At 34.6% G+C, this 25,101-nt stretch carries 25 protein-coding genes; 13 read left to right on the top strand and 12 right to left on the bottom strand.

The window, feature by feature from the left end; genetic code table 11:
• Positions 1-182 precede the first annotated feature (182 nt).
• The gene (locus BMW29_RS08030) at positions 183-1,028 is read right to left on the bottom strand and encodes a hypothetical protein (RefSeq protein ID WP_092652209.1); all 846 of its coding nucleotides are present in this window, start codon (positions 1,026-1,028) and stop codon (positions 183-185) included.
• Between the two features lie 109 nt (positions 1,029-1,137).
• Entirely contained in the window at positions 1,138-3,183 is a 2,046-nt protein-coding gene (locus BMW29_RS08025) for an LTA synthase family protein (RefSeq protein WP_177165725.1), read from the bottom strand.
• Between the two features lie 324 nt (positions 3,184-3,507).
• Here BMW29_RS08025 and murE point away from each other — a divergent pair, with 324 nt between their 5' ends.
• Both murE and BMW29_RS08015 read left to right on the top strand, forming a co-directional pair.
• The gene (gene murE, locus BMW29_RS08020; RefSeq protein WP_092652205.1) at positions 3,508-5,031 is read left to right on the top strand and encodes a UDP-N-acetylmuramyl-tripeptide synthetase; all 1,524 of its coding nucleotides are present in this window, start codon (positions 3,508-3,510) and stop codon (positions 5,029-5,031) included.
• Between the two features lie 211 nt (positions 5,032-5,242).
• On the top strand, positions 5,243-6,640 hold the full coding sequence (locus tag BMW29_RS08015) for an L-cystine transporter (RefSeq protein ID WP_092652203.1): 1,398 nt from the start codon (positions 5,243-5,245) through the stop codon (positions 6,638-6,640).
• A gap of 127 nt (positions 6,641-6,767) precedes the next feature.
• Here BMW29_RS08015 and BMW29_RS08010 read toward each other — a convergent pair whose 3' ends face one another.
• Positions 6,768-8,771, bottom strand: coding sequence for a BspA family leucine-rich repeat surface protein (locus BMW29_RS08010; RefSeq protein WP_092652201.1), 2,004 nt, complete (start codon positions 8,769-8,771; stop codon positions 6,768-6,770).
• Between the two features lie 485 nt (positions 8,772-9,256).
• Between BMW29_RS08010 and BMW29_RS08005 the strand changes: the two genes are divergently transcribed.
• Both BMW29_RS08005 and BMW29_RS08000 read left to right on the top strand, forming a co-directional pair.
• The gene (locus tag BMW29_RS08005) at positions 9,257-10,033 is read left to right on the top strand and encodes an MBL fold metallo-hydrolase (RefSeq protein WP_092652199.1); all 777 of its coding nucleotides are present in this window, start codon (positions 9,257-9,259) and stop codon (positions 10,031-10,033) included.
• A 91-nt stretch (positions 10,034-10,124) separates the two neighbouring features.
• Entirely contained in the window at positions 10,125-10,559 is a 435-nt protein-coding gene (locus tag BMW29_RS08000; protein ID WP_092652197.1) for a GNAT family N-acetyltransferase, read from the top strand.
• Between the two features lie 29 nt (positions 10,560-10,588).
• On the opposite strand, the gene BMW29_RS07995 is transcribed toward BMW29_RS08000, so the two are convergent.
• Positions 10,589-10,984: an effector binding domain-containing protein gene (locus BMW29_RS07995; protein ID WP_092652195.1), complete on the bottom strand. Its 396-nt coding sequence runs from the start codon at positions 10,982-10,984 to the stop codon at positions 10,589-10,591.
• A 53-nt stretch (positions 10,985-11,037) separates the two neighbouring features.
• Positions 11,038-11,964: a helix-turn-helix transcriptional regulator gene (locus tag BMW29_RS07990; RefSeq protein ID WP_177165721.1), complete on the bottom strand. Its 927-nt coding sequence runs from the start codon at positions 11,962-11,964 to the stop codon at positions 11,038-11,040.
• Positions 11,965-12,077: 113 nt separating this feature from the next.
• Between BMW29_RS07990 and BMW29_RS07985 the strand changes: the two genes are divergently transcribed.
• The 3 genes from BMW29_RS07985 to BMW29_RS07975 are packed head-to-tail and all read left to right on the top strand — an operon-like array spanning position 12,078 to position 13,371.
• Positions 12,078-12,494: an SRPBCC family protein gene (locus BMW29_RS07985; RefSeq protein ID WP_092652191.1), complete on the top strand. Its 417-nt coding sequence runs from the start codon at positions 12,078-12,080 to the stop codon at positions 12,492-12,494.
• The gene (locus BMW29_RS07980; protein WP_092652189.1) at positions 12,491-12,952 is read left to right on the top strand and encodes a MarR family winged helix-turn-helix transcriptional regulator; all 462 of its coding nucleotides are present in this window, start codon (positions 12,491-12,493) and stop codon (positions 12,950-12,952) included. Before BMW29_RS07985 ends, BMW29_RS07980 begins: the two co-directional genes overlap by 4 nt.
• A complete protein-coding gene (locus BMW29_RS07975) occupies positions 12,952-13,371 on the top strand; it encodes an EVE domain-containing protein (protein WP_092652187.1) in 420 nt (139 codons plus the stop codon). Before BMW29_RS07980 ends, BMW29_RS07975 begins: the two co-directional genes overlap by 1 nt.
• Before the next feature lie 59 nt (positions 13,372-13,430).
• Here BMW29_RS07975 and BMW29_RS07970 read toward each other — a convergent pair whose 3' ends face one another.
• Positions 13,431-14,645: an amidohydrolase gene (locus BMW29_RS07970; RefSeq protein ID WP_092652185.1), complete on the bottom strand. Its 1,215-nt coding sequence runs from the start codon at positions 14,643-14,645 to the stop codon at positions 13,431-13,433.
• 187 nt (positions 14,646-14,832) lie between these two features.
• Here BMW29_RS07970 and BMW29_RS07965 point away from each other — a divergent pair, with 187 nt between their 5' ends.
• The 4 genes from BMW29_RS07965 to BMW29_RS07950 all read left to right on the top strand — a co-directional run bounded on the left by BMW29_RS07965 (position 14,833) and on the right by BMW29_RS07950 (position 18,602).
• Entirely contained in the window at positions 14,833-15,261 is a 429-nt protein-coding gene (locus tag BMW29_RS07965) for a MerR family transcriptional regulator (protein ID WP_092652183.1), read from the top strand.
• Between the two features lie 6 nt (positions 15,262-15,267).
• Positions 15,268-15,837 carry an NAD(P)H-dependent oxidoreductase gene (locus BMW29_RS07960; RefSeq protein ID WP_092652181.1) on the top strand — a complete coding sequence of 190 codons (570 nt, stop codon included), beginning with the start codon at positions 15,268-15,270 and terminating at the stop codon, positions 15,835-15,837.
• A 361-nt stretch (positions 15,838-16,198) separates the two neighbouring features.
• The gene (locus tag BMW29_RS07955; protein ID WP_092652179.1) at positions 16,199-18,112 is read left to right on the top strand and encodes an endonuclease MutS2; all 1,914 of its coding nucleotides are present in this window, start codon (positions 16,199-16,201) and stop codon (positions 18,110-18,112) included.
• Positions 18,102-18,602 carry a GNAT family N-acetyltransferase gene (locus tag BMW29_RS07950; protein WP_092652177.1) on the top strand — a complete coding sequence of 167 codons (501 nt, stop codon included), beginning with the start codon at positions 18,102-18,104 and terminating at the stop codon, positions 18,600-18,602. Before BMW29_RS07955 ends, BMW29_RS07950 begins: the two co-directional genes overlap by 11 nt.
• A gap of 36 nt (positions 18,603-18,638) precedes the next feature.
• Here BMW29_RS07950 and BMW29_RS07945 read toward each other — a convergent pair whose 3' ends face one another.
• On the bottom strand, positions 18,639-20,828 hold the full coding sequence (locus BMW29_RS07945; RefSeq protein ID WP_092652175.1) for a HelD family protein: 2,190 nt from the start codon (positions 20,826-20,828) through the stop codon (positions 18,639-18,641).
• A 153-nt stretch (positions 20,829-20,981) separates the two neighbouring features.
• On the opposite strand from BMW29_RS07945, the gene BMW29_RS13980 reads away from it, so the two are divergent.
• On the top strand, positions 20,982-21,146 hold the full coding sequence (locus BMW29_RS13980) for a hypothetical protein (RefSeq protein WP_177165720.1): 165 nt from the start codon (positions 20,982-20,984) through the stop codon (positions 21,144-21,146).
• Between the two features lie 16 nt (positions 21,147-21,162).
• On the opposite strand, the gene BMW29_RS07940 is transcribed toward BMW29_RS13980, so the two are convergent.
• A complete protein-coding gene (locus tag BMW29_RS07940; RefSeq protein ID WP_092652173.1) occupies positions 21,163-21,930 on the bottom strand; it encodes an SDR family NAD(P)-dependent oxidoreductase in 768 nt (255 codons plus the stop codon).
• 106 nt (positions 21,931-22,036) lie between these two features.
• Between BMW29_RS07940 and BMW29_RS07935 the strand changes: the two genes are divergently transcribed.
• A complete protein-coding gene (locus tag BMW29_RS07935) occupies positions 22,037-22,411 on the top strand; it encodes a MerR family transcriptional regulator (RefSeq protein ID WP_092652171.1) in 375 nt (124 codons plus the stop codon).
• Between the two features lie 42 nt (positions 22,412-22,453).
• Here the strand turns inward: BMW29_RS07935 and BMW29_RS07930 are convergent, their stop codons facing one another.
• The 4 genes from BMW29_RS07930 to BMW29_RS07915 are packed head-to-tail and all read right to left on the bottom strand — an operon-like array spanning position 22,454 to position 25,075.
• Positions 22,454-22,831 (bottom strand): VOC family protein, encoded by a 378-nt coding sequence (locus BMW29_RS07930; RefSeq protein ID WP_092652169.1) that lies wholly within the window; start codon positions 22,829-22,831, stop codon positions 22,454-22,456.
• A gap of 13 nt (positions 22,832-22,844) precedes the next feature.
• Positions 22,845-23,753, bottom strand: coding sequence for a phosphotransferase family protein (locus tag BMW29_RS07925; RefSeq protein WP_092652167.1), 909 nt, complete (start codon positions 23,751-23,753; stop codon positions 22,845-22,847).
• A 13-nt stretch (positions 23,754-23,766) separates the two neighbouring features.
• Positions 23,767-24,291, bottom strand: coding sequence for an MATE family efflux transporter (locus BMW29_RS07920; protein ID WP_177165719.1), 525 nt, complete (start codon positions 24,289-24,291; stop codon positions 23,767-23,769).
• On the bottom strand, positions 24,263-25,075 hold the full coding sequence (locus BMW29_RS07915) for an MATE family efflux transporter (protein ID WP_092652163.1): 813 nt from the start codon (positions 25,073-25,075) through the stop codon (positions 24,263-24,265). Before BMW29_RS07915 ends, BMW29_RS07920 begins: the two co-directional genes overlap by 29 nt.
• Positions 25,076-25,101 lie beyond the last annotated feature (26 nt).

Here is a 25,101-nt window from a genome sequence, read left to right as displayed (position 1 = left end):
CGGTGGAAGTTCGAGTCTTCTCGGCCGCATAAGTTTTATAGACGTTTCAAAAAGGGTATTCAAAAATTGAATACCCTTTTGAATACCTTTTTTATGAGGTATGGTTTAGTAGGAAGGTTTACTTTTCTAATGATAAATTGTTTTTGATAAGCGCTCCTTATGCTGTTAAGATGGAGCGTTTTTTATTGTCTTAAATTATTTAGTATCTCGTTTCCGCCAATCAATAAATATTTGATGATTAAATCATTCTCATCTTTTCCAGTCCAATCGAAGATGACTTTGACTCTTCCATTGTTGGAGGATTGAGTTACAGCAGTCCAACGATAGGTATCCTCATACTTCATTTTATTAATAGTCCAATCTTTTAATTGAGAACTTGTATCATCTTCATATCCATTTCTTTTTATTGCTATTTGAGCGGTAGCTTGGATCATTCTTGCTTCAGATTCAGATACAGAAGATTCAGATGAGTTAGAAGATGGTGCTTGCGATTCTTTTGGATTGCTTTTATTTGCTAATTCTTTGTCTCGTTTCTCGCGTTCTTCTTGATTTTTCTTCTCTTCTTTTTCCTTAGCAACTTGTTTTTGTTTTTCAATCTCAGCATTTTTTTCTTCTTCTTCCTTATTTTTAGAAGTAATGTAATCACTATTTAATGCTACAGAAATTACTTTTTCTGTAATAACTCCATCTCTAAAAGCGGATATTTTGTATTCTGTTTGTTCTGTTGAGGGAACAGTACAAAGTAGTTCAAAATCACCATTTTTATCAGCTTTTGTTCCTTCTCCATAGGCAATGTCAAAAGCAATACTTGCTCCTTCAGTTGCTTTTCCTTTAATGATAAATTCTCCTTTTTCATTTGTTTGATAATGATCTTCAATTTCTAAAATCACTTTGGCCACTTTTTTTTCTGATGAAGCAGTTGCGTCAGAATTTTCCTTTTTATCAGCTTTATTTTCTTTATTACCACAACCACTTAATACAAATAGTCCTAAAATAACCACTAAACCAAATTTAATTCCTTTTCTCATGTGCTCCACTCCTAATTATTTGTTAAATATTAAGTTATCCCTTAATCAAATATTACTACATATAACTGTAAAAAACTTCCTGCAACCAAAGTTACAAGAAGTTTTTAAATCATTCTTTATCTTTTAACTCAGGTGCATTTGTCTGATACAAGTCCTCAGTTGATTTATTCCCATTCTTACTATAAAGACTAGTTGATTGATCACCAAGTTCATTTCTAATCTCTTCTAATTGTTCCATTTGTTTATGGTAGTTATAGGCAGCTTTATCAACAGGTGAGAAATTCGCTGGTGTATAGTAGCGTAGTAAATCGCCATTAATCACTTTATCAGATAAGCCTAAGCGTGTATCAACACTTTGCTCCGCTTGGTCAATTTCCTCTTGTTGGGCAGGTGTTAAATCTTCAAGCACATTACCTGTGGCTGTATCATAAACAGTAGCGCCCATTTTTGTATATTTAGGTGTAACAAAGTCTCCATTTCTAAAGGCCACGACTTGATTGTGTTTTTCAGAGAATAAATCTGTCCCAAATTGAACATAATCTGTTGTTGAAATACCCAATAAGTGTAGTAAGGTTGGAAGGACATCTGTTTGTCCGCCATACTGCTCAAACATGCCGCCAGTTTGACCTGGGATATGCACCATAAATGGTACACGCTGCATCATCGCATTATTATAACTATTCCACTCGTCTTCATCTTTCCCTAAAAGCGGAGCAAGCGTTGGGTTTCTTGAAGTAGAAATACCATAATGATCCCCATAAAGCACAATAATTGAATTGTCATATAAGCCGGAATCCTTTAAATATTTAAAGAATTCTTGCACCGCTTCATCTAAATAATGAGCGGTTTGGAAATAGCCATCAATACTAGAATCCCCAGTTTTTCCTCTTGGAAAATCAGCATTTAACTCATCTTCTGGATAAGGGAAATGGTTAGAAACAGTAATGAATTTTGAATAAAACGGTTGCTGTAATTGTTCTAAATATTTCACAGATTCTTTAAGGAAGATTTTATCCTTCAAACCATATTCTGCTAACATATTTTTTTCATTTGAATAATAACTTGAATCAAAGAAATAATCATAGCCTAATGAACGATACGTATTATCTCGGTTCCAGAATGAACCACCATTACCATGGAAAGAAGCGCTTGTGTAACCTTCTTCTTTTAGGATAGCTGGTGCAGCTTGGAAAGTATTTTCAGTGCCATACTGTGTGAAAACAGAACCTTGTTGAATCCCAAATAATGAGGTTTCAAGCATTGTTTCAGCATCACTTGTTTTCCCTTGTCCTACCTGGTGGAAGAAATTAGGGAAACTAAAAGTAGAAGCGTCATGGTAAATACTATTTAAGAACGGTGTCACAGTTTGTCCTTCTAATTGATAATCAAGTAGGAATTGTTGGAAACTTTCTAAATGGATATAAATCACATTTTTTCCTTTAGCAACACCAAACAGTGCATCCTTTGGTGGGGCTTCATTTTCCTTCATATACTCCAGTACTTCATCCATATCAGATTCACTTGCCTGCGCTCTAATTTGATTTTTTTGAGCGGTGGAAATGCCATCATGAATGGTGAAAACATTAATCCCTAAATATTTGACAATATAATTACGGTCAAATGTCCGTTTTAATAGCTCTGGACGATTGGCTTCTGCTAATCCTAAATTAATTGAAAAAATTAAGAGTGCAATTGCAGAAAAAGCAAAGGCAACCCGCTTTTTAAGTGGTTTAGGATCCATTTTAATGACTTTAAAAGCAAGTAAGCCAATCAGAATCGCAATATCTAATAAATAAATCACATCATGTGGTTTTGCTAAAGCTAAGCCACTTGTGTTTAAACCAGCAGAAACACTTTTAACGCCTAGCATCGTATTGACTGTTAAGAAATCAGTAAACTCACGATAATACATAATATTGGCGTATAATAAAATCGTGTTTAAAATATAAAGAATCATCATCCAAATATAGGATGCTTTGGTATTCTTCATATAAAGGGCAATACCAAAAATAAAAATGGTTGTTGCAATTGGATTAATGGCAAGGATAAACTGTTGAGCAGGCCCAACAACACCAAGTGAAAAATCAAGTTGATAAGAGAGATAGGTTTTTAACCAAAAGAGAAAGGTTAAAAGTGTAAAAAAGCCTAATCTCATATCTAAAAATGTTTTTAATTTTTTTAAAATAGTCAAGTGAAAATCCTCCTAAGTATGATGGAATGGCAAGGGTGTAGGGTGTCACACATTTGCAAAAACAGTCATTCCAATTAATGATATGAAAAAAACGAAAACACTATCATTATACATCACTATCATTTTACGCTTTTATTTTCAAAAGTCAATTTTTATATAGTAAAATTGACCTGGTAAATGATAAGAATTCATTAAAGAATATTTAAAAAAAGTTTGTTATAATGAGAAGTATAAAATAAAAAAGAATTTTCATGAAAATAAAGAATAGATGATATTGGAGCGATGAACATGTCAGGTTGTATATTGAAATTAGAAGAGGCTCTTGAGCTGTTAAAGGAACATCAAATTTTTGATCAAGTCATTGGAGAATTCCCTGCTCAACTAAGCTTTGAGCATATTAGCTATGATTCTCAAGCAATCAAAGCAAATACTCTCTTTTTTTGTAAAGGGGCGAATTTTAAGCCGAGTTACTTAACCAGTGCCATTCAAGCAGGGGCAACAGCTTATCTAGCGGAGAGTGCCTATGAGTCTATCACAGATGTACCAGCAATTATTGTGACTGATATTCGAAAAGCGATGGCTGTTTTGGCAATGGCTTATTATGATTATCCACAAAATAAATTAAAGATTACGGCTTATACTGGAACAAAAGGGAAAACAAGCTCTGTTTATTTTTTAAAACATATTTTGGATCAACAAAATCATGGTAGAACAGCGCTTTTTTCAACCATTGTGACTTATACAGGTGGCGCATATGAAAAATCAGCTTTAACCACACCAGAAGCTCTTGAGCTCTATCGAAATATGCATCAAGCAGTTGAAAATGGCTTAACGGATTTAGTCATGGAAGTTTCATCCCAATCCTATAAAACAAATCGGGTATATGGTCTAACCTTTGATATTGGGATTTTCTTAAATATTTCTGAAGATCATATTAGCCCAATTGAACATCCTGATTTTGAAGATTATTTAAATTGTAAGCTTCAATTAGTAAAAAACAGTCGCTTAGCTGTGATTAATGCTGAAACGCGTGAGTTTGAAAGAATTTATCAAACGGCTAGAGCACATGCAGAGCGTGTGGTTTTATTTGGGAATGCAACCAATCATGCAGCAAAGGATTACTATTTTGATCATTTAATGAATCATGATGGTGTACTGTCATTTGAAATTGCAGGAGATACGGTAGAGAATCAAACCGGTCCACTGCTTAATGGTTCCTATGAAATGAATATGCTAGGGGCTTTTAATGTAGAAAATGCTTTATCAGCGATGATTGCAGCAAAAGAGTATGGCTGTGATCGAGCGATTTGTGCAAGAGGAATTGCTGAAACCAGTATTCCTGGTCGTATGAATTTAATGAAGGTCAATGATATCACAATTGTGATTGATTATGCCCATAATTATGTAAGTATGTACAATTTACTGACAACCATTAAAGAAGATTTTCCTTTAGGGAATAAAATTGTTCTTTTTGGTAGTACAGGAGAAAAAGGGATTTCTAGAAGAAAAGATTTAGGGCGCGTAGCAGGGGAGTTTGCTGATCAAATTATTATTACCGAAGATGATCCTCAAGGGGAAGATCCAATGAAAATTTGTTTGGAAATTGCTTCTTATGTGGAAAGTTTTGATACGCCTTATGAAATTATTTTAAATCGCTCTAAAGGAATTGAACAGGCTTTAACGATTGCTCAACCTGGCGATGTTGTGATTTTGGCGGGTAAAGGAGCAGATGCTTATCAAAAACGTCATGGTGTGGATGAGTATTATGAAACGGATATGGGTGCTGTGAAGCGGATTTTAAATTTAGCATAAGCATAGATTAAAATTTATCATTTATTGAATGAAATAAGAAGAGGGCGTACAGATGAAATTTGTCTGTGCTCTTTTTTTTAATAAAATCATTTTTTCAGTATACTTGAGTAGACAACTCAAGATTAATCTTGTATGATAGAACCATCCTTAAGACCTTTACTCTTAATGGTTAAAAACTCCATGTCATAGGGAGTCAAAAAGGAGGAGTTTTATGACAGTCGAAGTAATTAAAATGCTCGTTGTGTTAGTGATATTTAGTGCACTTATTTTTGGCTTTATCAAAATGCAACAAAAGCATGTTAAATTTTCAACCAGGGTGTTTATCGCTCTTGGTGTAGGGATTGTATTTGGGGCAGTGTTACAGCTGATTTTTGGTAGCCAAAATGCAGTTGTTACAGATAGTATTGCATGGATTGGCATTGTAGGAGATGGGTATGTTAAATTACTACAAATGTTGATTATGCCACTTGTTTTTGTTTCTATTGTAGGGGCTTTTACAAAATTGAAAATATCCGAAAAACTAGGAAAGATTAGCTTAAATGTTTTGGTAACATTATTAGCAACAACTGCGATTGCAGCTTTCATTGGGATTCTGATGGTTTGGGTATTCAATTTAGATGGTGCCAGCTTTACTGAAGGGGCAAAAGAAACTGCGCGTATTGCAGAACTTGCAACTCGTCAAGAAACAGTTGCAAGTATGAGCATTCAAGATCAAATTTTAAGCTTCTTACCAACGAATATTTTTGCTGATTTATCTGGCACACGTCCAACTAGTACGATTGCAGTTGTGATTTTCTCTGCATTTGTTGGAATGGCTTATCTAGGCGTCAATAAAAAAGACCCTAAAACAGGTGAATTCTTTGCCACATTAATTGATACATTATATAAAATTGTCATGCGTATTGTAACTTTAGTGTTACGCTTAACACCATTTGGTATTTTAGCGTTAATGACAAGAGTGACAGCAACAAGTGATTTCCAAGCAATCTTGAATTTAGGAAAATTTGTGATGGCATCCTATGCAGCTTTAATTCTAGTCTTACTCATGCATGCAGGTATTTTAATGCTCAATAAAATTAATCCTATTCAATTTTTCAAAAAATCATTTCCAGTGTTAAGCTTTGCCTTTACTTCTCGTTCAAGTGCGGGTGCGTTACCAATGAATATTGAAACACAAACACAAGCACTTGGTGTGGATGAAGGAACGGCCAATTTCTCAGCTAGCTTTGGCTTATCCATTGGTCAAAATGGCTGTGCGGGTGTTTATCCAGCGATGCTAGCCATGATTGTTGCACCAACGATGGGGATTAATGTTTTTGATCCATTGTATGTATTAACTGTTATTGCTGTGGTCACCATTAGTTCATTTGGTGTTGCTGGTGTTGGCGGCGGTGCGACCTTTGCTTCATTAATTGTACTTGGTGCACTAAATCTACCTGTAACGATTGTTGGTTTAGTGATTTCAGTTGAACCATTAATTGATATGGGCCGTACAGCTGTCAATGTGAGTGATAGTATGTTAGCTGGTGTGGTAACTAGTAAACGAATTGGTGAATTAGATGAAGATAAGTTACATGATGCAAATGCAGTGATTGAATCGTCATTATAGGGGTCATTAATAGAAGAAATAGCTGAAAAAAAGCTATGATTTAGGGGTTGAGACAAAGCTAAACATTTGTCTCAACCCCTTTATTTTTTATTTAATTGATTAGCATATAGAATGAAATAGGTGCTTCTTATTTTTCCGTATGTTGTTTTCGTTTGTAAAACCAAGCTAGCACTGCTACAGCAATTAGGCCAAAGCCAGCAATTGTAAACCAGCTAGTCACAGACTCACCTGTTTGAGGAAGCTGATCTGTACCTTTTGGATCTGAGCTAGTTGGTTTAGTTACTGGTTCTGGGTTTGTTAATTGTTCTTGCTTGGCTGACTCTACGACATTGCTTTCTTTTATTGGATCATTTTTTTCTACGACATCATTTGCTTGATAACGTAGAGTTATTGTTGTTTCACCATCAGCGTATTGACCAGTTAATGGATCAGAAAGTGCTGTGGCAAATGTATAGCCATTAATTGCTACTGGAGAAATTGTGTAGGTAGTACCAACATTGCCTGATTGGCTGAGAGGTGCTTGTAGTTCTAATCCAGTAGTCGCATCAAGATATTGAATCGTAAGTGTCCCTATTTTAATTGAAACAGGGTCTTTAGTATAAACAAAGGTAACCACTTGTTCAACATCAGAGAATTGACCTTGAGTTGCACCTTGTATTTCTTTAAATGTGTAGCCATCAATCGCTAATTGATAGACATCCGTTGAAACATCATACGTATCTTGGATATTCCCAGGAACAATTGTGGCATCTGCAATGTCATTGCCATCCACATCTTGATAGCTGACCGTCAAATCTTTCGCTCTATTCATTTGCCAAACATAGGTATCTGCATCCGTTAATTGATGATAGTTTTCCATCAATTCACTAGAAGACCATATTTGCTTTCCTTCAGGCATTGCTTCGGTTCCGACCCCTACATTTTGCCATTTTCCTGTATAGCGGTCAGTGGCAGAGATAAATGGAAGTTCCATCAGAGCATCAAACTTAAAGTTTTGACCAACTTTTATTGTCGCTAATTCAAAACAATTTGTAAACATACCTTCAATATGTGCACCACTTGTAGCGTAAGCGTTATCAAAGTTGTTGATATCTAAACTTTTTATACTAGAAGATTGAAACATATAAGACATATCATATACTTTTGCTGTATCAAAGTTTTTTAAGTCTAAGCTCTTTAAATGACGCGTATTTGAAAACATAAAGTCCATTGTTGTCACTTTGTCAGTATTAAAGTGGCTAATATCTAGCTCTTCTATACCAGAGAATTGAAACATTGCACTCATATAAGTCACATTATTTGTATTAAAATTTGATAAATCGAGCTGCGATAAATTGTCAGTCCCTGAAAACATAAAGCCCATATTTGTCACATTAGAGGTATCAAAACTGCTAACATTTAAGCTCGTTAAAGCATCATCATAATCAAACATAGAGGACATCGTCGTCACATTAGAGGTATCGAAACTACTAAGATCTAGTGTAGTCATTTTTCTCAATTCACGAAACATGTGACGCATACTTGTCACATTAGAGGTATTCAGCTTTGATAAATTAACAAACTGAGTCAATTCACTGAGACTGCCAAAAAGAAAGGTAGCATCTCCATTAATGGTTAAGTCACCTTCAAATTGAATCGTCTGCACTTTTCTAGGAAAGGCTAGATCAACTGTATGAAGGGGTGTAGGATCTGTAATTGAACCGCCTGGGATATGTAATACGCCGTCTTCTGTTAAAGTGAGGGTTAAGCCATCCCAATCAAAAGTCTGTCCAACGACTATGGGGTCAGATTGTGCTGTATCGTCTCCAGTGGTAATGTCCGTCTCCTCACTATTAGTTGATAAAACATTTACTGTACTAAGAGAATCTGTTTGTAACTGAGATTGATTTTCTTCTGTTGAAAGCTTATTGGCTACAACTGGATTTTTAGCTTCTACATTCGGAACTTCAACGTTGGATGAATCAGCTGTTTGATTTATAGAGGTAGTCTCTTCTGTTTGATTTTGTGCAAATGATGTCGTAGTAAGCAAGTTTGTCAGTAAAATACCACAGACAAATATTGTTGACAAGCGTTTGATGATCATTTTATGTTGATCGTCAGATTGTCTTTCTTTTTGTTTTAATCTTTTCATTTTTTACACTCCTTTTCTATTCTTTTTAATTATATCATGATAATATTTAGATTCAACAAGAAAGAACGGAGATGTTTTTTGTTTTTTTGGGTTTCATATTTCTGTGCTTTTTTTAAAATGTTTGTCAATCTTTTTTTTGTGAATAGATTCTCCTGGGTTTAGAAGAATATAAAAATTTGGGTCGAAAGGTAAAGATATTAACAAATATTAAATGTGGATATGGGTAAAAAATATCGAGTAATATTTAAGACCATTTAATCAAAATTAAGCAAGAAAATAGATACGATTGAGCTCTTTTCTAATTTAAAATCTAGCTAAGAAATTTAGATTCGTTTATTTATTGAGACTGTTAGCATAAAGAAACAAGCAGTAAATAAAAATTAAGGGGATGATAAAAAAATAATGTCTAAAATATTTCTTATTTTTTTGAGAAATTATGGTAAGCTACCTATAAAGAAGCAAAGCTAGCTGAGGAGGTTTATGCGATGCAATTACATATGTTACTAGAAAATAAAAAATCTGATGCAAGCTTACAAGCAAGGCATGGTTTATCGATTTTACTTGAAACAAATGAGGGGAAGTTATTATTTGATGTAGGCCCTTCAAAAGCTTATCTCAATAATGCAGAAAAAATGGGGCTTTCTTTTGGAAGTCTAGAAGCAATTATCTTATCTCATGGTCATTCAGATCATATTGGTGGCTTGAAATATTTAGCAGAGGTAAACCAGAATACCCCTATTTATTTGAATGAAAAAGCGATGGAGAAGCATTGGTTAAAGGTGGCTGGGCATTTTCATTTTGTTGGGATGAAAAAAGAAATTGCTGCAGCCTATGCTGAGCGATTTCGATATGTGCAGCAATTAAAGCAATTACTTCCTCATGTCTGGTTACTTTCATTAGAAGGATCAAGCCAAGAAAATCCTGGGAATTTGTTTAAAGGCGAGCAAAAAGTATTAGATGACTTTCAGCATGAAATGGTTTTAATTATTGAAGAAAAAGGTGGGCTGGTTGTGGTCAGTGGGTGTAGCCATAATGGCATTGTAAACATTGCATCGATGGTGCTTGAGCAGTTTCCAAATCAAAGAATAAAAGCTTTAATTGGTGGCTTTCACTTGATTAAAATACCAATTATCAATACTGTTTCAAAATCACAGGAAGAAATTCATCAAATAGCAACTGACTTACAAGAGATGCCAATTGATAAAATTTATTCGTGTCATTGCACAGGAGATAAAGGGTATCAGTGGCTGAAGAAGTGCTAGGAGCAAAGCTTTCGGCACTTCATACAGGGGACATGCTTGTTATTTAAATAAGCGTCAAAAAATTGTTATCAAAGTAATATGGGGGATTTACATGGAAATAAGAGATAAGATAAGAGAAGATTATCCAACACTCATTCAGCTTTGGGAAGGTTCTGTTCGGAAAACACATCATTTTTTATCAGAAGCAGATATTATGGAAATTAAAGCAGTATTACCTAGTTATTTTGATGCAATCCATGTTGTTGTTGCAATTGTTAATAATCAAATCATTGGTTTTGCAGGAGAACAACAAAAAAAATTAGAAATGCTGTTTATCGCGGACAATGCGATTGGAAAAGGCTATGGTGGTCAGTTGTTCGCTAAAATGGTACAGCAATATCATATTTGCTTGATTGATGTCAATGAAGACAACCAACAAGCGAAGGAATTTTACTTATATAAAGGATTTGAGGTAGTATCTCGCTCAGAAACTGATGATGCAGGTCGCCCATTTCCTATTTTACATTTAGAAAAAAGCGTTGATTGATTAAAATCAGCGCTTTTTCTTTGCTTTCTTTACTTAACATTAACTGCAATCCAAATCTCAATTTGACCATCTACTGTATAGCGTTCAAAGTCAAATGTATAGGTGCGATTTAATTGTCCCTTACTTTCCAGCTGCCAAATCATGGCCCAAGTCCCAGTCACATCATTGTCCGTAACTGGAAATTTTTGATAATGTTGCCCATCTGTATCAAATATAACAGCTGTTGAAACTTCTTTCTCTGTAGCAATCGAACAAGTATAGTCACCTTCATAATTGCTTTCATAATCTGAATAAATACCATATTTTGTTTCATTTGCTAGCTCAGGCATCATTGCAATTTCTTGCCATAAGCCCCTAATTTTTTCACCAATCTTTGCATCGTTAAAGTTATTTGTTCTCACACGATTAATGACATATAATTTCATTTGCTTCACTCCTTTGACTTGATACGATCAGTATATCCCATAAAACCTGACAACTAGTTGTCAGGTTCAGAATAATAATGCAGATACATCTTTTTTACTTTATTTGCCAGTGTCTTCTTTAGAGAAAGAGGTGCAAGCACTTCAACTTGATCTTCAAAACCAAGTATCATTTTATGAACCCATGCTTCATCAGGATAGTTCATTTCTACTAAAATCTTGCCATCAGTCGTTCTTGAAATAGCTGTATCGGGAAAATGATCATAGACTTCTTGAAATTTTTCTTTTGGAAATAATAATCTCAGCTCATGATAAGTCCGGTTGTCCCCCATATTGATTAACCATTGATTAAACTGCTTATTACCAGCAGTTTGAGTAAAATCATCTGTAAAGACTTCATCCGTAATCTCTAAATTAAAAATCCGAGCTAATTTAAAGACTCGGTAATCATTTTTCTCTGTACAAAATCCATATACATACCAGTAAAGATGATGAAAAAACAACTGTAGTGGCTTGACTATTCTCTCCTCCGCACATTCCTTCTTTGCATAGGAAAAGCAAACTACTTGATGTTGAAGAATACTTTGTTGTAATAAAAATCGTTTTTCTTTATTTCGTGCATCTAAATAAGAAAAATCTGCAATTTGTTCTGTTTTTTGAGGATTCACAACGGCCATTTTGTCCATCATTTCTTGAGCCTCTTGATCTTGATAAAGTGTAGCCATGCTAGCGGACATCTGCATCATTACTTGAAAATCATCAGGTTTGAAAAAATTCAAATCCATCCCATAATTATCAATTAATTGATAGCCACCATTTGTTCCTTGAATTGCAAAAACAGGAAATCCTGCTAAGGAGAGGGCATCAATATCCCGATAAATAGTTCGTGCTGAAACTTGAAAATGCTGTGCTAATTCAGTTGCTGTTACTTTTCTACGATTCAATAAAATAAACACAATTTGCATCAATCTTTCGAGTCTCATAACCAGCCTCATTTCTTGTTTTTTTATTATTATAACATTTTATGATTTTAATACTTGATTTTTAAAATATAAGCATATATATTATAAGTATACTTACGAAAAGGGTGATGAAAATGGAATGTCGTTTTAAAATGGAAGTAGCAGGCACGAAGGAAACACTTTGGTCATATTACAGTGAGGTAGAAAAGTGGTTTTTTTGGGAAGAAAATTTAGAAAATATTTCAATTGATGGTGCATTTGAAACAGGAACTTATGGTAAAATGAAACTTGTGGGACAGCCAGAAATGGCTTTCAGACTAACTTCTGTTATTCCTTATCAAGAATTTTGGAATCAAACAGATATTCCTGGATTAGGAAGTATCACTTTTGGACACGAAATGTTAGAAGAAGAAGGAAAGCTTTTTATTCAGCATACTGTTAGATTATTTAATGCGCCAGAAAATACAAAAACGATTGATGTCTTGAGTCAGATCTTTTCAGATGTGCCTCATGCTGTTTATTTATTAAAAGAAAAGGTTGGGATTGCATGAATTTTCCATCAAAAAATCAGTTAAATGCAACAGAATCACCAGGGTTATTATTTATCAAAGCCTACAATAATTGGCATACGGAAATCAAGAAACAGTTGAAAAAAATTGATTTAACGCATCCACAATTTGTTGTGATGGCTTCTTTAGGCTATCTAAGTCAGCATGATGAAGAAGTCACACAAGTGATGATTGCAACTTTAGCTGAGATGGATGTTATGACAACTTCACAAATTTTAACTTTATTAGATAAAAAAGGGTGGATTATCCGTAGAACACATGCGACGGATACGAGGGCAAAAGCGATTGAATTAACAACTGAAGGTCATCATATGTTAACAAAAGCTTTACCAATAGTTGAAACAATTGATGCACACTATTTTGCTTGTTTAGAGGCAGAACAAGAAAGCTTTAAAACCAATTTAAGACAGCTAGCGGCCTATTCATTTGGTGAAAAATAATGACAAAATATTGGGTTGGAGTTGCTTCATATGATCATATTCAAAAAGGAATGGATGGAAATTTCTGTCAGGTTTGTCATGGGAAATCAATACCTTTAAAACGGATGAAAAAAGGAGACTGGATGGTTTATTATAGCCCTAAAGTTGCTTTTTCTGGTAAAGAGCCTTTACGTGCTTTTACAGCAATTGGAGAAGTGGTTGACGAAGAGGTTTATCCATTTCAAATGACGCCAGATTTTATTCCATTTAGAAGAAACATGGTCTTTTTACCCAATACTTCCTTTCTACCAATCAAGGAAGTGTTAGAGGAGCTAAGCTTTATCACTGATAAAAGTAAATATGGCTATCAGTTTAGATTTGGTCATTTTGAGATTCCGCAAGAAGATTTTTTATTAATTCATCGTGAAATGATGAATTAATAAAAAATAAAGGGATAACAATCCACATTGTTATCCCTTTTGTCATTTCCTGGGAAATATTATAAAATCTGATTCCCTTTATGATAAGACAAGGTGACAGGTATCTGTCTCGCTACAAATTCGGCAGAACAGCTAGCAGTTGTTAATAAGAAAGTAGCATCATCGCCAACTTTAGGCCAGCTAATATTCCCTTGTTCATCAAGAGCTGTTTGGTGATTCGTAACAAGTCCTAAAGCCTGTGTTAATTGAGTTTGAGAAGTAAGCCCACTCATTTCACCAAATCTAGCCAACTTATCTGAAAGATTACCTGTACCATAAGGCGACCAAGAATCATAAATATTGTCACAGCCTAAATGCACCTTGACCCCATAACTTTTCAGTTCCATTAATGGTGGCATCGTATTTGGTGTAAGAGGCACACTTGAAACAATCCCGATATTTTGACGTGCTAAAGCAGTAAATACCTCTTGGCGTTCTTCGCCTTGAAAATCATTTAAACCAAAAGCATGACTCATAAAAACCTTGCCTTCTAATTGACTTGCTTCAGTTAGCTGAATGATCCGACGAATGGTTTCTCTACCTGCATCATCCCGGTTATGCAGATGAATATCAATCGGTGCATTAAACTCGGTCGCAAGATCAAAAGTGGTCATTAAAGAACCTTCTAAATCATCATCTACAGTTGCTGGATCAACACCGCCGACAAAGGTTGCACCATTCCGTAAAGCATCCTTCATCAGTTGTTGACTGTGTGTGCGTAATAAACCATGTTGTGGAAAGGCGACAAGTTCATAGCCAATCTTTTTATCATAATCATTTAATGTATCCATTACTTGTTCTAAATAAGAGAGCCCGACCTTAGGGTGAATATCAATATGCGAGCGGAAAAAGGTCACACCATGTTGTACTTCCAAATTTAATAAATTCTTTGCACGTTGCTTTAATGGTAAAGCGAGTTGATTTAATGCAACAATTTCAGACTCAAAACGTTCAACAATATTTTTAGCAGGCATGATAGGTTCCCAAGGAACACCCAATTTACTTTTATCTAAGTGACAATGCTTTTCAACAAGAGCAGGCGTTAAAAGTTGCCCCCCACCATCTATTTGTTGACTATTTTTTGGAATGAGAGTAGCATCTTCAATCATTTCAGAAAAAACGCCATCCTTAATATGCAAATGAATCATTTTTGTATCCGTTCTGTCAACATAGGCTTCATTTTGATGGAAGCCAATTTCAGTGCGGACATTTTTTAGCCAAAAATCTTGTGTCATAGTAGCAATTCCTCATTTCTTTTATCTTATTTTGATAGATACAGTATAATATTTTTTGAGAATGAAAGATATTGAAATGTTCTGAAAATAAACAAGAAAAGTAAATGTATCTTTTTAATTGCCTTGACCTTACACTCAAGTGCAATGTTATACTTTGTTTGTCGACGAGAGAAAGGAAATAACTAAAATGTATACAATTAAAAAGCTAGCGCAAAAAGTAGCACTCCCTGTCTCCACCATTCGTTATTATGAACGTGTAGGCTTGTTGGTACCACAAAGAGGAGAAAATCATTACCGCTATTTTACTGAAGCAGATGTTTTAAAAATAAAATATATCAAAGTCATGAAATATATTGGCTTCACTATTGAAGAAATCAAACGATTACTACAATTAGACGAAACACCACTTGAAGCAGCTTGTATTGCTGAAATGGATGGACTACTTGGACATAAAGAAAAAGCAATCCATGAGAAAATCAAACAGTTAACACTAGTTTTAGATTTAATGACTTCTATGAAACCGCAGCTTATGGCCACGAATGATGAACAACAGCGTCCAAAAATAAACCAAAAAATTGCAACCATTTATACAGAAATCAGCCAAAAAGGAGAATGAAAAATCGTGCAAACAACTATTATTTATGCACATCCGTGGGAAGGAAGTTACAATCACGCGATTTTAGATAAGATAAAAATAGACTTAACAAAGCAAGGGAAAGACTATACTGTCATTGATTTATATGAGGATGAGTTTAATCCAGTCCTAGCAAAACATGAATTAGCAGTCTATGCAAAAGGAGAAGGGAAAGATCCATTGGTTCAAAAATACCAACAGATACTAACTGAAACAACAGAGTTAATTATTTTATTCCCTATTTGGTGGTATGAAATACCAGCCATATTAAAAGGTTTTTTTGATAAAGTCATGCTCAATCATTTTTCATATGAAGAAGGAAAATTAGGTTTAGTTGGTCAACTGACTCAAATAAAAAAAGCCACTATTATCACAACTGCAACTTCTCCAAAATGGTATTTACGCTATTTTAAAGGAAATTATGTCAAAAATATCCTAATGAAAGGGACACTTAAAGATATGGGCATCAAAAAAATGAAATGGCTACATGTTGGAAATGTAAAAGGAATCACACAAATAAAACGTCAGAAATTTCTAGCAAACTTATCTGAAAAGTGATAAAAAAGCCACTTTATTGACAAATCAAATAAAATTCGTTAATCTAATAGTGAATTAGCGTTCTATATGGACGACTTAACAATAGGGGTGCATTTTGTGAGTGAAATCGGCGTTTAATAGGCAACTAAATACAGTGAAATAAGGATACCTTTAGGGTAGTTTATTTCGTGTACCTATGAAAATTCCGACATGACAAAACACTTCCAAGATAGCTATGTAGATAAGTAGCTATTATTCAATTTTGAAAAAGTGACTGTTTAAGCTGTAGGAGTATTCCTGCAGCTTTTTTTAATATTCTTTTGTCCATTACGCTAATGGATGTTGGGTTTTCTGTCAATTAAAAAAACAGGGAGCAAAAAAAATGATAACTGAAGTAAATGAAAAAATGCAATTAAAAGAAGTCAAAGAAATCGTAAAAAGCTATTGTGTAAGCAGCTTAGGTAAAAATCGCTTTGATCGATTAACCGCTAGTAGCAATGTCAAAGTGGTCTCACATCGTTACCAAGAAACCAAAGAGGCGAGAACTATTTTAGAAGCCAAATTAACGATGCCATTTATGGGTTTAACGACGATTGATCATCTATTTTCACAACTAGAAAAAGGGATGATTTTAGAGGCGGGGGATTTAGTAGAATGTGCTGATTTCCTTAGAAGTGGCCGGATGATTAGACGATTTATGGAAAAACATGAGGACATTGCACCAAGTCTTGCGTTATATGCCCGCTCAATCAATGAGTTTATCAACATTGAAGACGCTATTTATCAAGCCATTAAAAATGGACAAGTAGCATCAGAGGCCAGTCGTAATCTAGGGAAAGTACGCAGACTCATTAACGAAAATGAAACGAAAATAGAAGAGCGATTAAATAAATTTCTAAAAAATAAGACCAATCAACCAAAAATTCAAGAATTTTTTGTGAGTCAAAAAAATCAGCGCTTTACGATTCCAATTAAAGCCTCTTATAAAAATCAAATAGAAGGAACAATCATTGAAACCTCAACAAAAGGAACCACCGTTTTTATGGAACCAACAAGTGTGACGAAGCTGAATGATGAACGCTACCTGTTACAAATGGAAGAAAGCACTGAAATTTATCAGATTCTAGCAACATTATCAGGGATGCTATTAGAGTGTTTAACTCAAATAAAGTTAAATATTGAAGTCATTGCAGAATATGATATGATTTTTGCAAGGGCAAAATATAGCAGAAGTATTCAAGGGGTTACACCAAAATTAAATCGTGAGGGTCGCATCAAACTCATTCAAGCCAAGCATCCATTACTAGGAAAAGCAGCGGTACCGCTTAACTTTTCTATAGGTACAGCTTATCGTGGTCTGATTATTACTGGCCCAAATGCAGGAGGAAAAACAGTTGTCTTAAAAACCGTTGGCTTACTCGCAATGATGAGTATGTATGGTATCCAATTACCTGTAGCACAAGGTTCAGAAATCGCGTTATTTGACCAGATTTTAATTGATATTGGAGATAGTCAAAGCTTAGAAAATGCTTTAAGTACCTTCTCCTCCCATATTCAAAATATTGCCTTAATGATGCAAAAAGCAACCAAAAATAGTCTTGTTCTCTTTGATGAGATTGGGAGCGGAACAGAGCCTAACGAAGGGGCAGGCTTAGCCATTGCAATCCTAGAAGAATTTTACCAAAAAGGCTGTCTGATTGTAGCCACAACCCATTATGGAGAGATTAAACGCTATTCAGAACAGCATCCAGACTTTATGAATGCAGCGATGGCCTTTAATCAAGAAACACTGACACCACTTTATCAGCTGATTATTGGCAAATCTGGAGATAGCAATGCTTTATGGATTGCTAAAAAAATGGCTTTAAAACCAGCTGTTATTGAAAAAGCGCAGGCTTATATTGCCAATAAAGACTATGATTTAACGAAAAAAAACTTTTCAAGCAAAAAAAGTCAGCCACAGCAGAGGGAGGAATCATCTACAAAACAAGTCAATTATCAAAAAGGAGATAAGGTGCTCCTTTTAGATGCCCAAGAAGAAGGACTTGTTTATGAGCAGCATCCTTTAAAGCAAACCATTACCGTCTTCTGTAATGGAGAGATGCATGAAATTCTTCCTAAACGATTGAAGCGCTTGCTACCAGCAACAACACTCTATCCAATAGATTATGACTTAGAGACATTATTTACCAGCTATACAGAAAGAAAATTAACGCATGATATTGAAAGAGGCTCGAAAAAAGCCTTAAAGAAAATCTTTAAAGAAATGAAAAAGGAGCAAACACATGATTCCTAACAATAGACATTCAGACCGCTTAACTTTTACTGCTTTACAACAAAAGGATGCAGTCGCAGCTTATCAAATCTGGTCAGATCCTCTTGTCACAAAATTTATGAATATTGAACCTTTTAAGGAAATAACTCAGGCCGAAGCAATGATTGCCTTTTTTGAAGCAAGCCTTCAACGAAATGAAGCTGTTCGATATGGTGTTTTTTATCAAGGGCAAATGATTGGTAGCTGTGGTTTTAATGAAATCAATTGGGAAACAGGCACAACAGAAATAGGCTATGAATTAGCTCAAACCTGTTTCCGCCAAGGGTTTGGTACTGAAATGCTTAAAACCTTATCTGAGATTGCGTTTAACCAGTTACAGCTAAAAGAAATAATTGCTGAAGTTGAGCAAGAAAATAGAGCATCTCAACAGTTACTATTGAAGCAAGGCTTCAAGCTGATCTCAGCATCAGAAAAGCAATTAACGGTTTATCAAAAATTAAAAGCGGAATAAATAAAAAAGGAGCACCTTGATGAGGGTGCTCCTTTTTTACTCTTCTACCAATTGAAAATACTGCTCAGGAACCTGTTGTAAAAAAGTCGTTTCCTTTCCACAGATGAAAAGTGTCAATTGCTGCCTAGCTCTAGAGCAAGCCGTATAAAGTAAGAGACGATCCTTTTCATTGTGATAATCAGCCTCAGACGCGTTTGCTACTACTACAGCATCAAACTCTAATCCTTTTGCTTGAATAATGGATAAAATTGTAATCGGTTTTTCAAACATTTTTTGCTTTTTCTTCACTTGCTCGATTTCATCTTTTAAAGAAGTTGTTGCTAACGCATCAAATAAAGCTTGAGCTTCAGCTTTTGTTTTGGCAATCAAAGCAATGGAACTATGGGTTTCCATTTGCTTGGTTAGTGTGGCTAGTAATACCTGTTTCCATGAATCCTCTGCTTGATACTGCTGGACCTTAGGTAATGAACCTTCTCTTTCAAAAGGGGTAACAGCTGTAGGATTTTGCAACAAGTATTTTGTGAAATTTGTAATCTGCTTTGTTGAACGATAACTAATATTTAACTGATATTCTTTAAATTTCTCCCCTTGAGGTAAAATTTCCTGATGGAAGAAAATATGATTTTCAAGCTGATGAATTGCCTGGTTTTTGTCCCCAACTAAGGTAAATTTACTGCGTTTAAAAATGGCGAATAATAAACACATCTGTGATACAGAAAGGTCTTGCACCTCATCAATAAAAATATGTTGATAGTTTTTAGGCAACTCAATACCTGTCATTAAAACTTTTAAATAGAGTGTAAAAGTAGCATCTGTTTCAGCAATCAACTGTGCGGCAAATTGTGCTTGTTTTTCTGCTAAGCAAGCTGGGAAATTTTCCGCCAAATAATTGAGATATTGTGTCCCAAAATCAATAAAATCTGCTTGTTCAATTGCTTGCATGGCTTGCTTAATTTCTTTGCGTTTTAAAAAGCGCGCTAGAAATTCTTTTTCTTCATTATAAGACTTAAATTCTTTATGGCCGGCAATTTGCTTATATGTTTGATGAGACAACATTTGAATTTCACTTTCCATCAAAGGCGAGCGCATGATTTTTCGAATTTTATGCTCAGATTTTTTATATAGCAGCTCTTTAAAATGAATAAATCTTTGATAAATCGTCAACTCTTTAGAAGTCGTATCAAAAATCATTTTTAAATCATTTTTTGAGAAAAGTGTCGCCTCTCCAATTAAAATCGGTTTAAAGATGATTTGATCAGCAGTTAAGGCTTCAACATAAGGCGCTAAACTAGCTAATACAGCTGGCTGTTGCTGAATATCTAAGGCACTATTTCTTGTAATCTTATATCGTTTCAGTTGCTGTCTAACAAATTTACGATAAGTCATTTGTTGCAACTCACTTTCCCCTAATGAAGGAAGTACCTGTGAGATATACTGACTAAAGAAATCATTGGGTGAAAACAATAGAATATCGTCATTTTTTAAGGCATTTTTATTTTGATAAAGTAAGAAAGCAATGCGCTGTAAAATAATGGCCGTTTTACCACTACCCGCACAACCCTGTACCAAAATAAAAGGATGCTTCAAATCACGAATAATCTCATTTTGTTCCTTTTGAATGGTAGCGATAATAGGACGCATATATTGCGCCGGCTGATGATCTAAGACAGCTTTTAACTGTTCCAAATCTTCATCAATATCATAAATAGAGAGCACCTTGTCCTCTTTCACATTGATATTGCGCTTTAATAGTAAAGTCGCTTCTACAGGACCATTTGGTGTTTGATAAAAAGCCTGACCAACAGCTTTTTCATAATATAAGCTACAAATAGGCGCACGCCAATCATAAATTAAGATATTTTGCTGCTCATCAAAAAAGGTCGCATTTCCGATATAAATGGATTCCACCTCAGTTGTATCCTGCTCTGTCATCTCAATTTTTCCAAAATAAGCATGATGAAGTAAGTCTGTTGTTTTTTGGAGGCTATCTTCTAATTGAGAGAGACGCATATCCCTTGCACGTAAGTCATTATTTTGCTGCTGAATTTCAGATAAATTATCAAAAGCATCCTCTGCACCAGCATGATAGGCGATTTTCTCTGTTTGGAAATCCTCTGCTTTTAGCTTACTAAGGGTTTGCTCCAGAGTTGTTTGATAAGTGACTAATTTTTGATACATCTGATTTAAATGATTTTGTTCCATTTGTTTACGGTCATCTGCTTGCACATTAAAATCTCCCAACACTTGAATTTTCAGACTCCATTATAGCATGTTCTCGCTTTCTTTTGCATCAAACGAGATTTCATACCTAAGAAGTATTTTTTTTTATGTTTCATTTTGTTATCATTAAATAAAATACATAAAAGGAAAGTGTTGTAAATGGGAGAAATCATGCTCATTTTTGTTGAAACTTTATTTGAAGCTGCATTAGAACTTGGCATCTACCTGATAGGAACATTCAAAGAAAAAAAATATCGCTATGCTATAGTAGGAGCCGTACTTCTGATTGTCTTTATCTGCTTAGCAGTTTATCGTAAAGCTTAATGAATAACAGGAAAAACTACATATTTTTCATAGCTCCCTCATAATGATCAAAAAGTGGTTCAGATAGCTTAAATTCAAAAGTATCTCGATTGACTAAACCAACCACTTGATTGCTATGGTATAGATCCAAAAGAAATTGTGCCATCTCCTTGCTGGAATGAAACTGTTTAAAGCCTTTTTGATAGTCATAGGATGCTGAATGATTTGCTACTTGTGCAAATTCAGTTTCCGTAGCTGCCGGTGCTAAAATTTTTGCTTGTAAGGGCGCTTTTTTTACCTTCAATTCGAGTGCTAGCCCTTCTGTAAAGGCACTGACATAAAACTTCGTTGCACAATAAGTGACTGCGTTCGGCACATTTTTATAGCCACCTGTTGAGGAGACATTGATTAACTGAGTGCCTTCAATCATTTCGTAATCGGCAATATAACAAGTAGATAAAATCGTTAAAGCTTCAATATTTAATTGAATAAGCTGCTGAATTTTTTCCATACTTTGTTCACCAACAGCACCATAATAGCCAAGCCCTGCATTATTAATCCAAGTTTCAACCTGATACACTTTTGTTTCCTGATAAAAAGCTAAGACCTGATTTCTAACTGATAAATCTTTGATCATTAAAACAACCTTTAATGTCGGATGCTCTTTCAAAATTTCTTCTTTTAACACTTGTAGCCTTTGTTCTCGCCTTGCAACTAGAATCAGATTCTTGCCTTCCTTTGCAAAAGCTTTTGCTGTTTCCAAACCAATTCCTGAGCTAGCACCTGTAATGACTGTATATTTCATGAATCAATTCCTCCTATCAATAATGTTAGATGTTACAATAGCAGTGTATCCCTTAGAGGCGACTCTAAGGCAAGGAAAAATAAAAATAAAGGAGAAATAGGACATCATGGCAGATACAATTAGTGAATTTTCCAAAAACACACAAATTAGTGAACACACATTAAGATATTATGAAAAAGAAGGCCTCTTAAAACCAATTAGAGATGAACACAATTACCGATTATACTCAGAAAAAGATTATGACTGGATTCATTTTATTAATAAATTAAAACGCACAGGAATTTCCCTAAAAGAAATGAAACGCTATGCCTATTTAAGAGAAATAGGGGATGAGACCATTACAGAAAGAAAAGAACTGCTCCTTAAACACCGTGAACAGGTATTATTAGCATATGAAAAAGTCAAAGAAAATCTTTCTCTACTAGATGATAAAATTACCCTTTATCGCCAAATGGAAAAAGCGCAAGACCAAACTGAATAAAGTTTCCTAACCTAAAAAGAACACCACTAAGTGATGTTCTTTTTAGGTTAAAGCAGCAAACAAACTAATTAAATTTCCTTCACAATCATGAATAATCGCATAACGTTGACCCCAAAAAGCATCCCAAGGCTCTTTAAACAAAGAATAGCCAAAGTCACGCATTTTTTCGCAAAGTGTATCCACTGCCTGTGGTGACTCAAGAAGAAAAGCTAATTCAATTTGATGGCCAATTTTATTTGGTTCAAAGCCATAAATCCCAGCAACCATTTTCTTAGAATTTAAAGAAATTCGAACACCATCATTTTCTAATTCCGTATAATTCTCATCCATTTCACCAGCAACCTTTAACCCTAAACGTTCATAGAATAAACAAGCGGCTTCCATATCACTTACAACAAGCCCAACCATATCTAATTTCATTAAATTTCCCCTCCTAAAAGTGTGATGCAGATTTACTTACATCATACCATTTTGGACAAGCTAAAGTGAAATCATCCCACTGCACCAGCACATCTTTAATTCGCTCATCAAAAAAGGCGATTTCACTAGGACAAGCTTCATGTGCCCAAACCTTTGAAGAAATCAAGAGCATTGCAACATAAAAACGGTGTAACAGCCAAAATTCTGTTGGAATCTCCTGCCCTAAAAAATAACCATCAAACAAACCACGAGCATAGCATTTACTAATTGGAACAGTGAAAAATTCAGTTTTTTGAAAATCAGTATACGGATCCTCTAGGGTTAATTTTTCCCAATCAATTAAGCCAGCAAAAGCTTCTTGATGAATCAAGACATTTCGAGGATGCAAATCATGATGACAAATAGCAACAGAACGATTTTCAAGCAAATCAAATTGTGATTCAATGAAGCTTAGCAAATTTAAATACTGCAAATCTTCACCAACAATCGCTTGCAGTCTTCCTTTAAGATTGACATATTTTTTTAGCATCCGTTCTTTCCAATTGTATTGATCCTCTTGATCAACAGGAATTTGATGAATGACACGATAACATGCTCCAACAGATTTACCTAAAGCATATTGCTTAGCCAAAGGAAAATGAGGCAGAGCGACTTCCATATCAGACCCCGTCATATAATCAAGAACCAAATAAGCTTTACCTTGAAAGCTTCCTGCATCATATACTTTAGGAACAAAGCTCGTTTCTTCATTGATTTTACGAAGGTATTTTTCTTGAAATACAATCAAATCAGCTGATTTTTGAGGTGAGATACGCAATAAATAAGTATCATCAATCACCCATTTTTCATCCTTGGAAAATCCAACATTGATTAATTTTGCTTGCTTCATATTTTTTAAAAATGAAATATCTTTAAACGGCATGAGAAAACCTCCTTTAAATTGTTTTAAGCTTTTGTTGATATTTTAAATAAAAAACAGTTGCTAGGAAAAAGTAATTACCAGCAAAAACTGTAAAAATAGAATAAACAGTCAGTTGGAAAAAGAAAGTGGAGCCAATTAATATCAAAAAGGCCAGTAAATTAATACAAGCTGTTACACCGAGAACAAAGCGACTTTCATCTAAAGATTGTAATGTATATTTTTGTACTTCATATAAAATAACAAACAAATTAGCTACCAAAAGAATCCCTAGTAGTTGAATACTCGTAGGAATAATTTGCGCATTTGATTGAAACAGAGGAATAATTTGTTCTGCAAAAAAGATAAAAACACCACCAATTACAGCATAAAATATTGTCGAAAACCCAATCGCTAATTTAGGAATCTGGACAAGCTCATTCATAGATTTTCTCCCAAAGCTTTCACCACACATAATCATCACAGCGTTACAATACATATAAGCGGGCAACAAGGCATAGTGGGTTAATTGACTAGCAACAGCATAAGATGCTAAGGTCAATAAGCCAAGTCTCGCAATCAAGGACTCTAAAGCAATAATAAATAAAGAGCCTTCTAAAATTTCTTGCCCTATCAAGAGGCAAACTTTTTTTGAAAAGAAACCCTATTCTGTTTGGTTTAAACTCTCTAGCTTTTTTTAGAGGCTTTCTTAAGATGAATAAATAAAGGCAACTTGTAAAGAAGAGTGAAATCATGGATGCGATTCCTGCACCATAAAGTCCTAGAGCAGGGATGAAGCTAAAACCATTAATCAAAAGAAAACTGAATCCTACCTGAATAAGTGAGCTTATCATTGTGATTGTAAAAATAGAAGTTGTTTTTTTCTCAATTTTAATCAGATTGGTAAAGGTGAAGTTGAGGATGGTAAATAGTAAATAAAACGCCATGATTCCTAAGTAATTTTCAGCAGTTTCAAGTAATTCTCCCTGGAAACCATATAAAGCCTGTAAAATAGCTTTTCTAAACAATAAAATAATCATGGAAATACACAAACCAATACTAAAATTGAGTGTCATTGAGGATGAGAGTAGATGATAAAAGGATACTCTATTTTTTTCGCCTAAAGCCTTTGCACCAAAAATATTAAAGGAGACAGAAAACACACTAAAAATACCTGCAATGGCATAAAGTAAACCATCAATTGCAGCCAGTGAACCTAATGCCTCTAAGGAAGTTCGACCTGCTAAAATTTTGGCAATTTGACTAATTGCCATGCTACATAATTGTGTGAAAATTAAGGGATAAGTGAACTGATTCATCTCTTTTATTAAATGCTGTTTTTTCATAATAAGAATCCTTTGGAATATGTATT

The sequence above is a fragment of the Isobaculum melis genome, assembly GCF_900111355.1.
GTDB classification, from domain to species: Bacteria; Bacillota; Bacilli; order Lactobacillales; family Carnobacteriaceae; genus Isobaculum; species Isobaculum melis.
The sequence above is the reverse complement of the archived record's forward strand: the minus strand, read 5'-3'. Positions and strand labels throughout refer to the sequence as shown.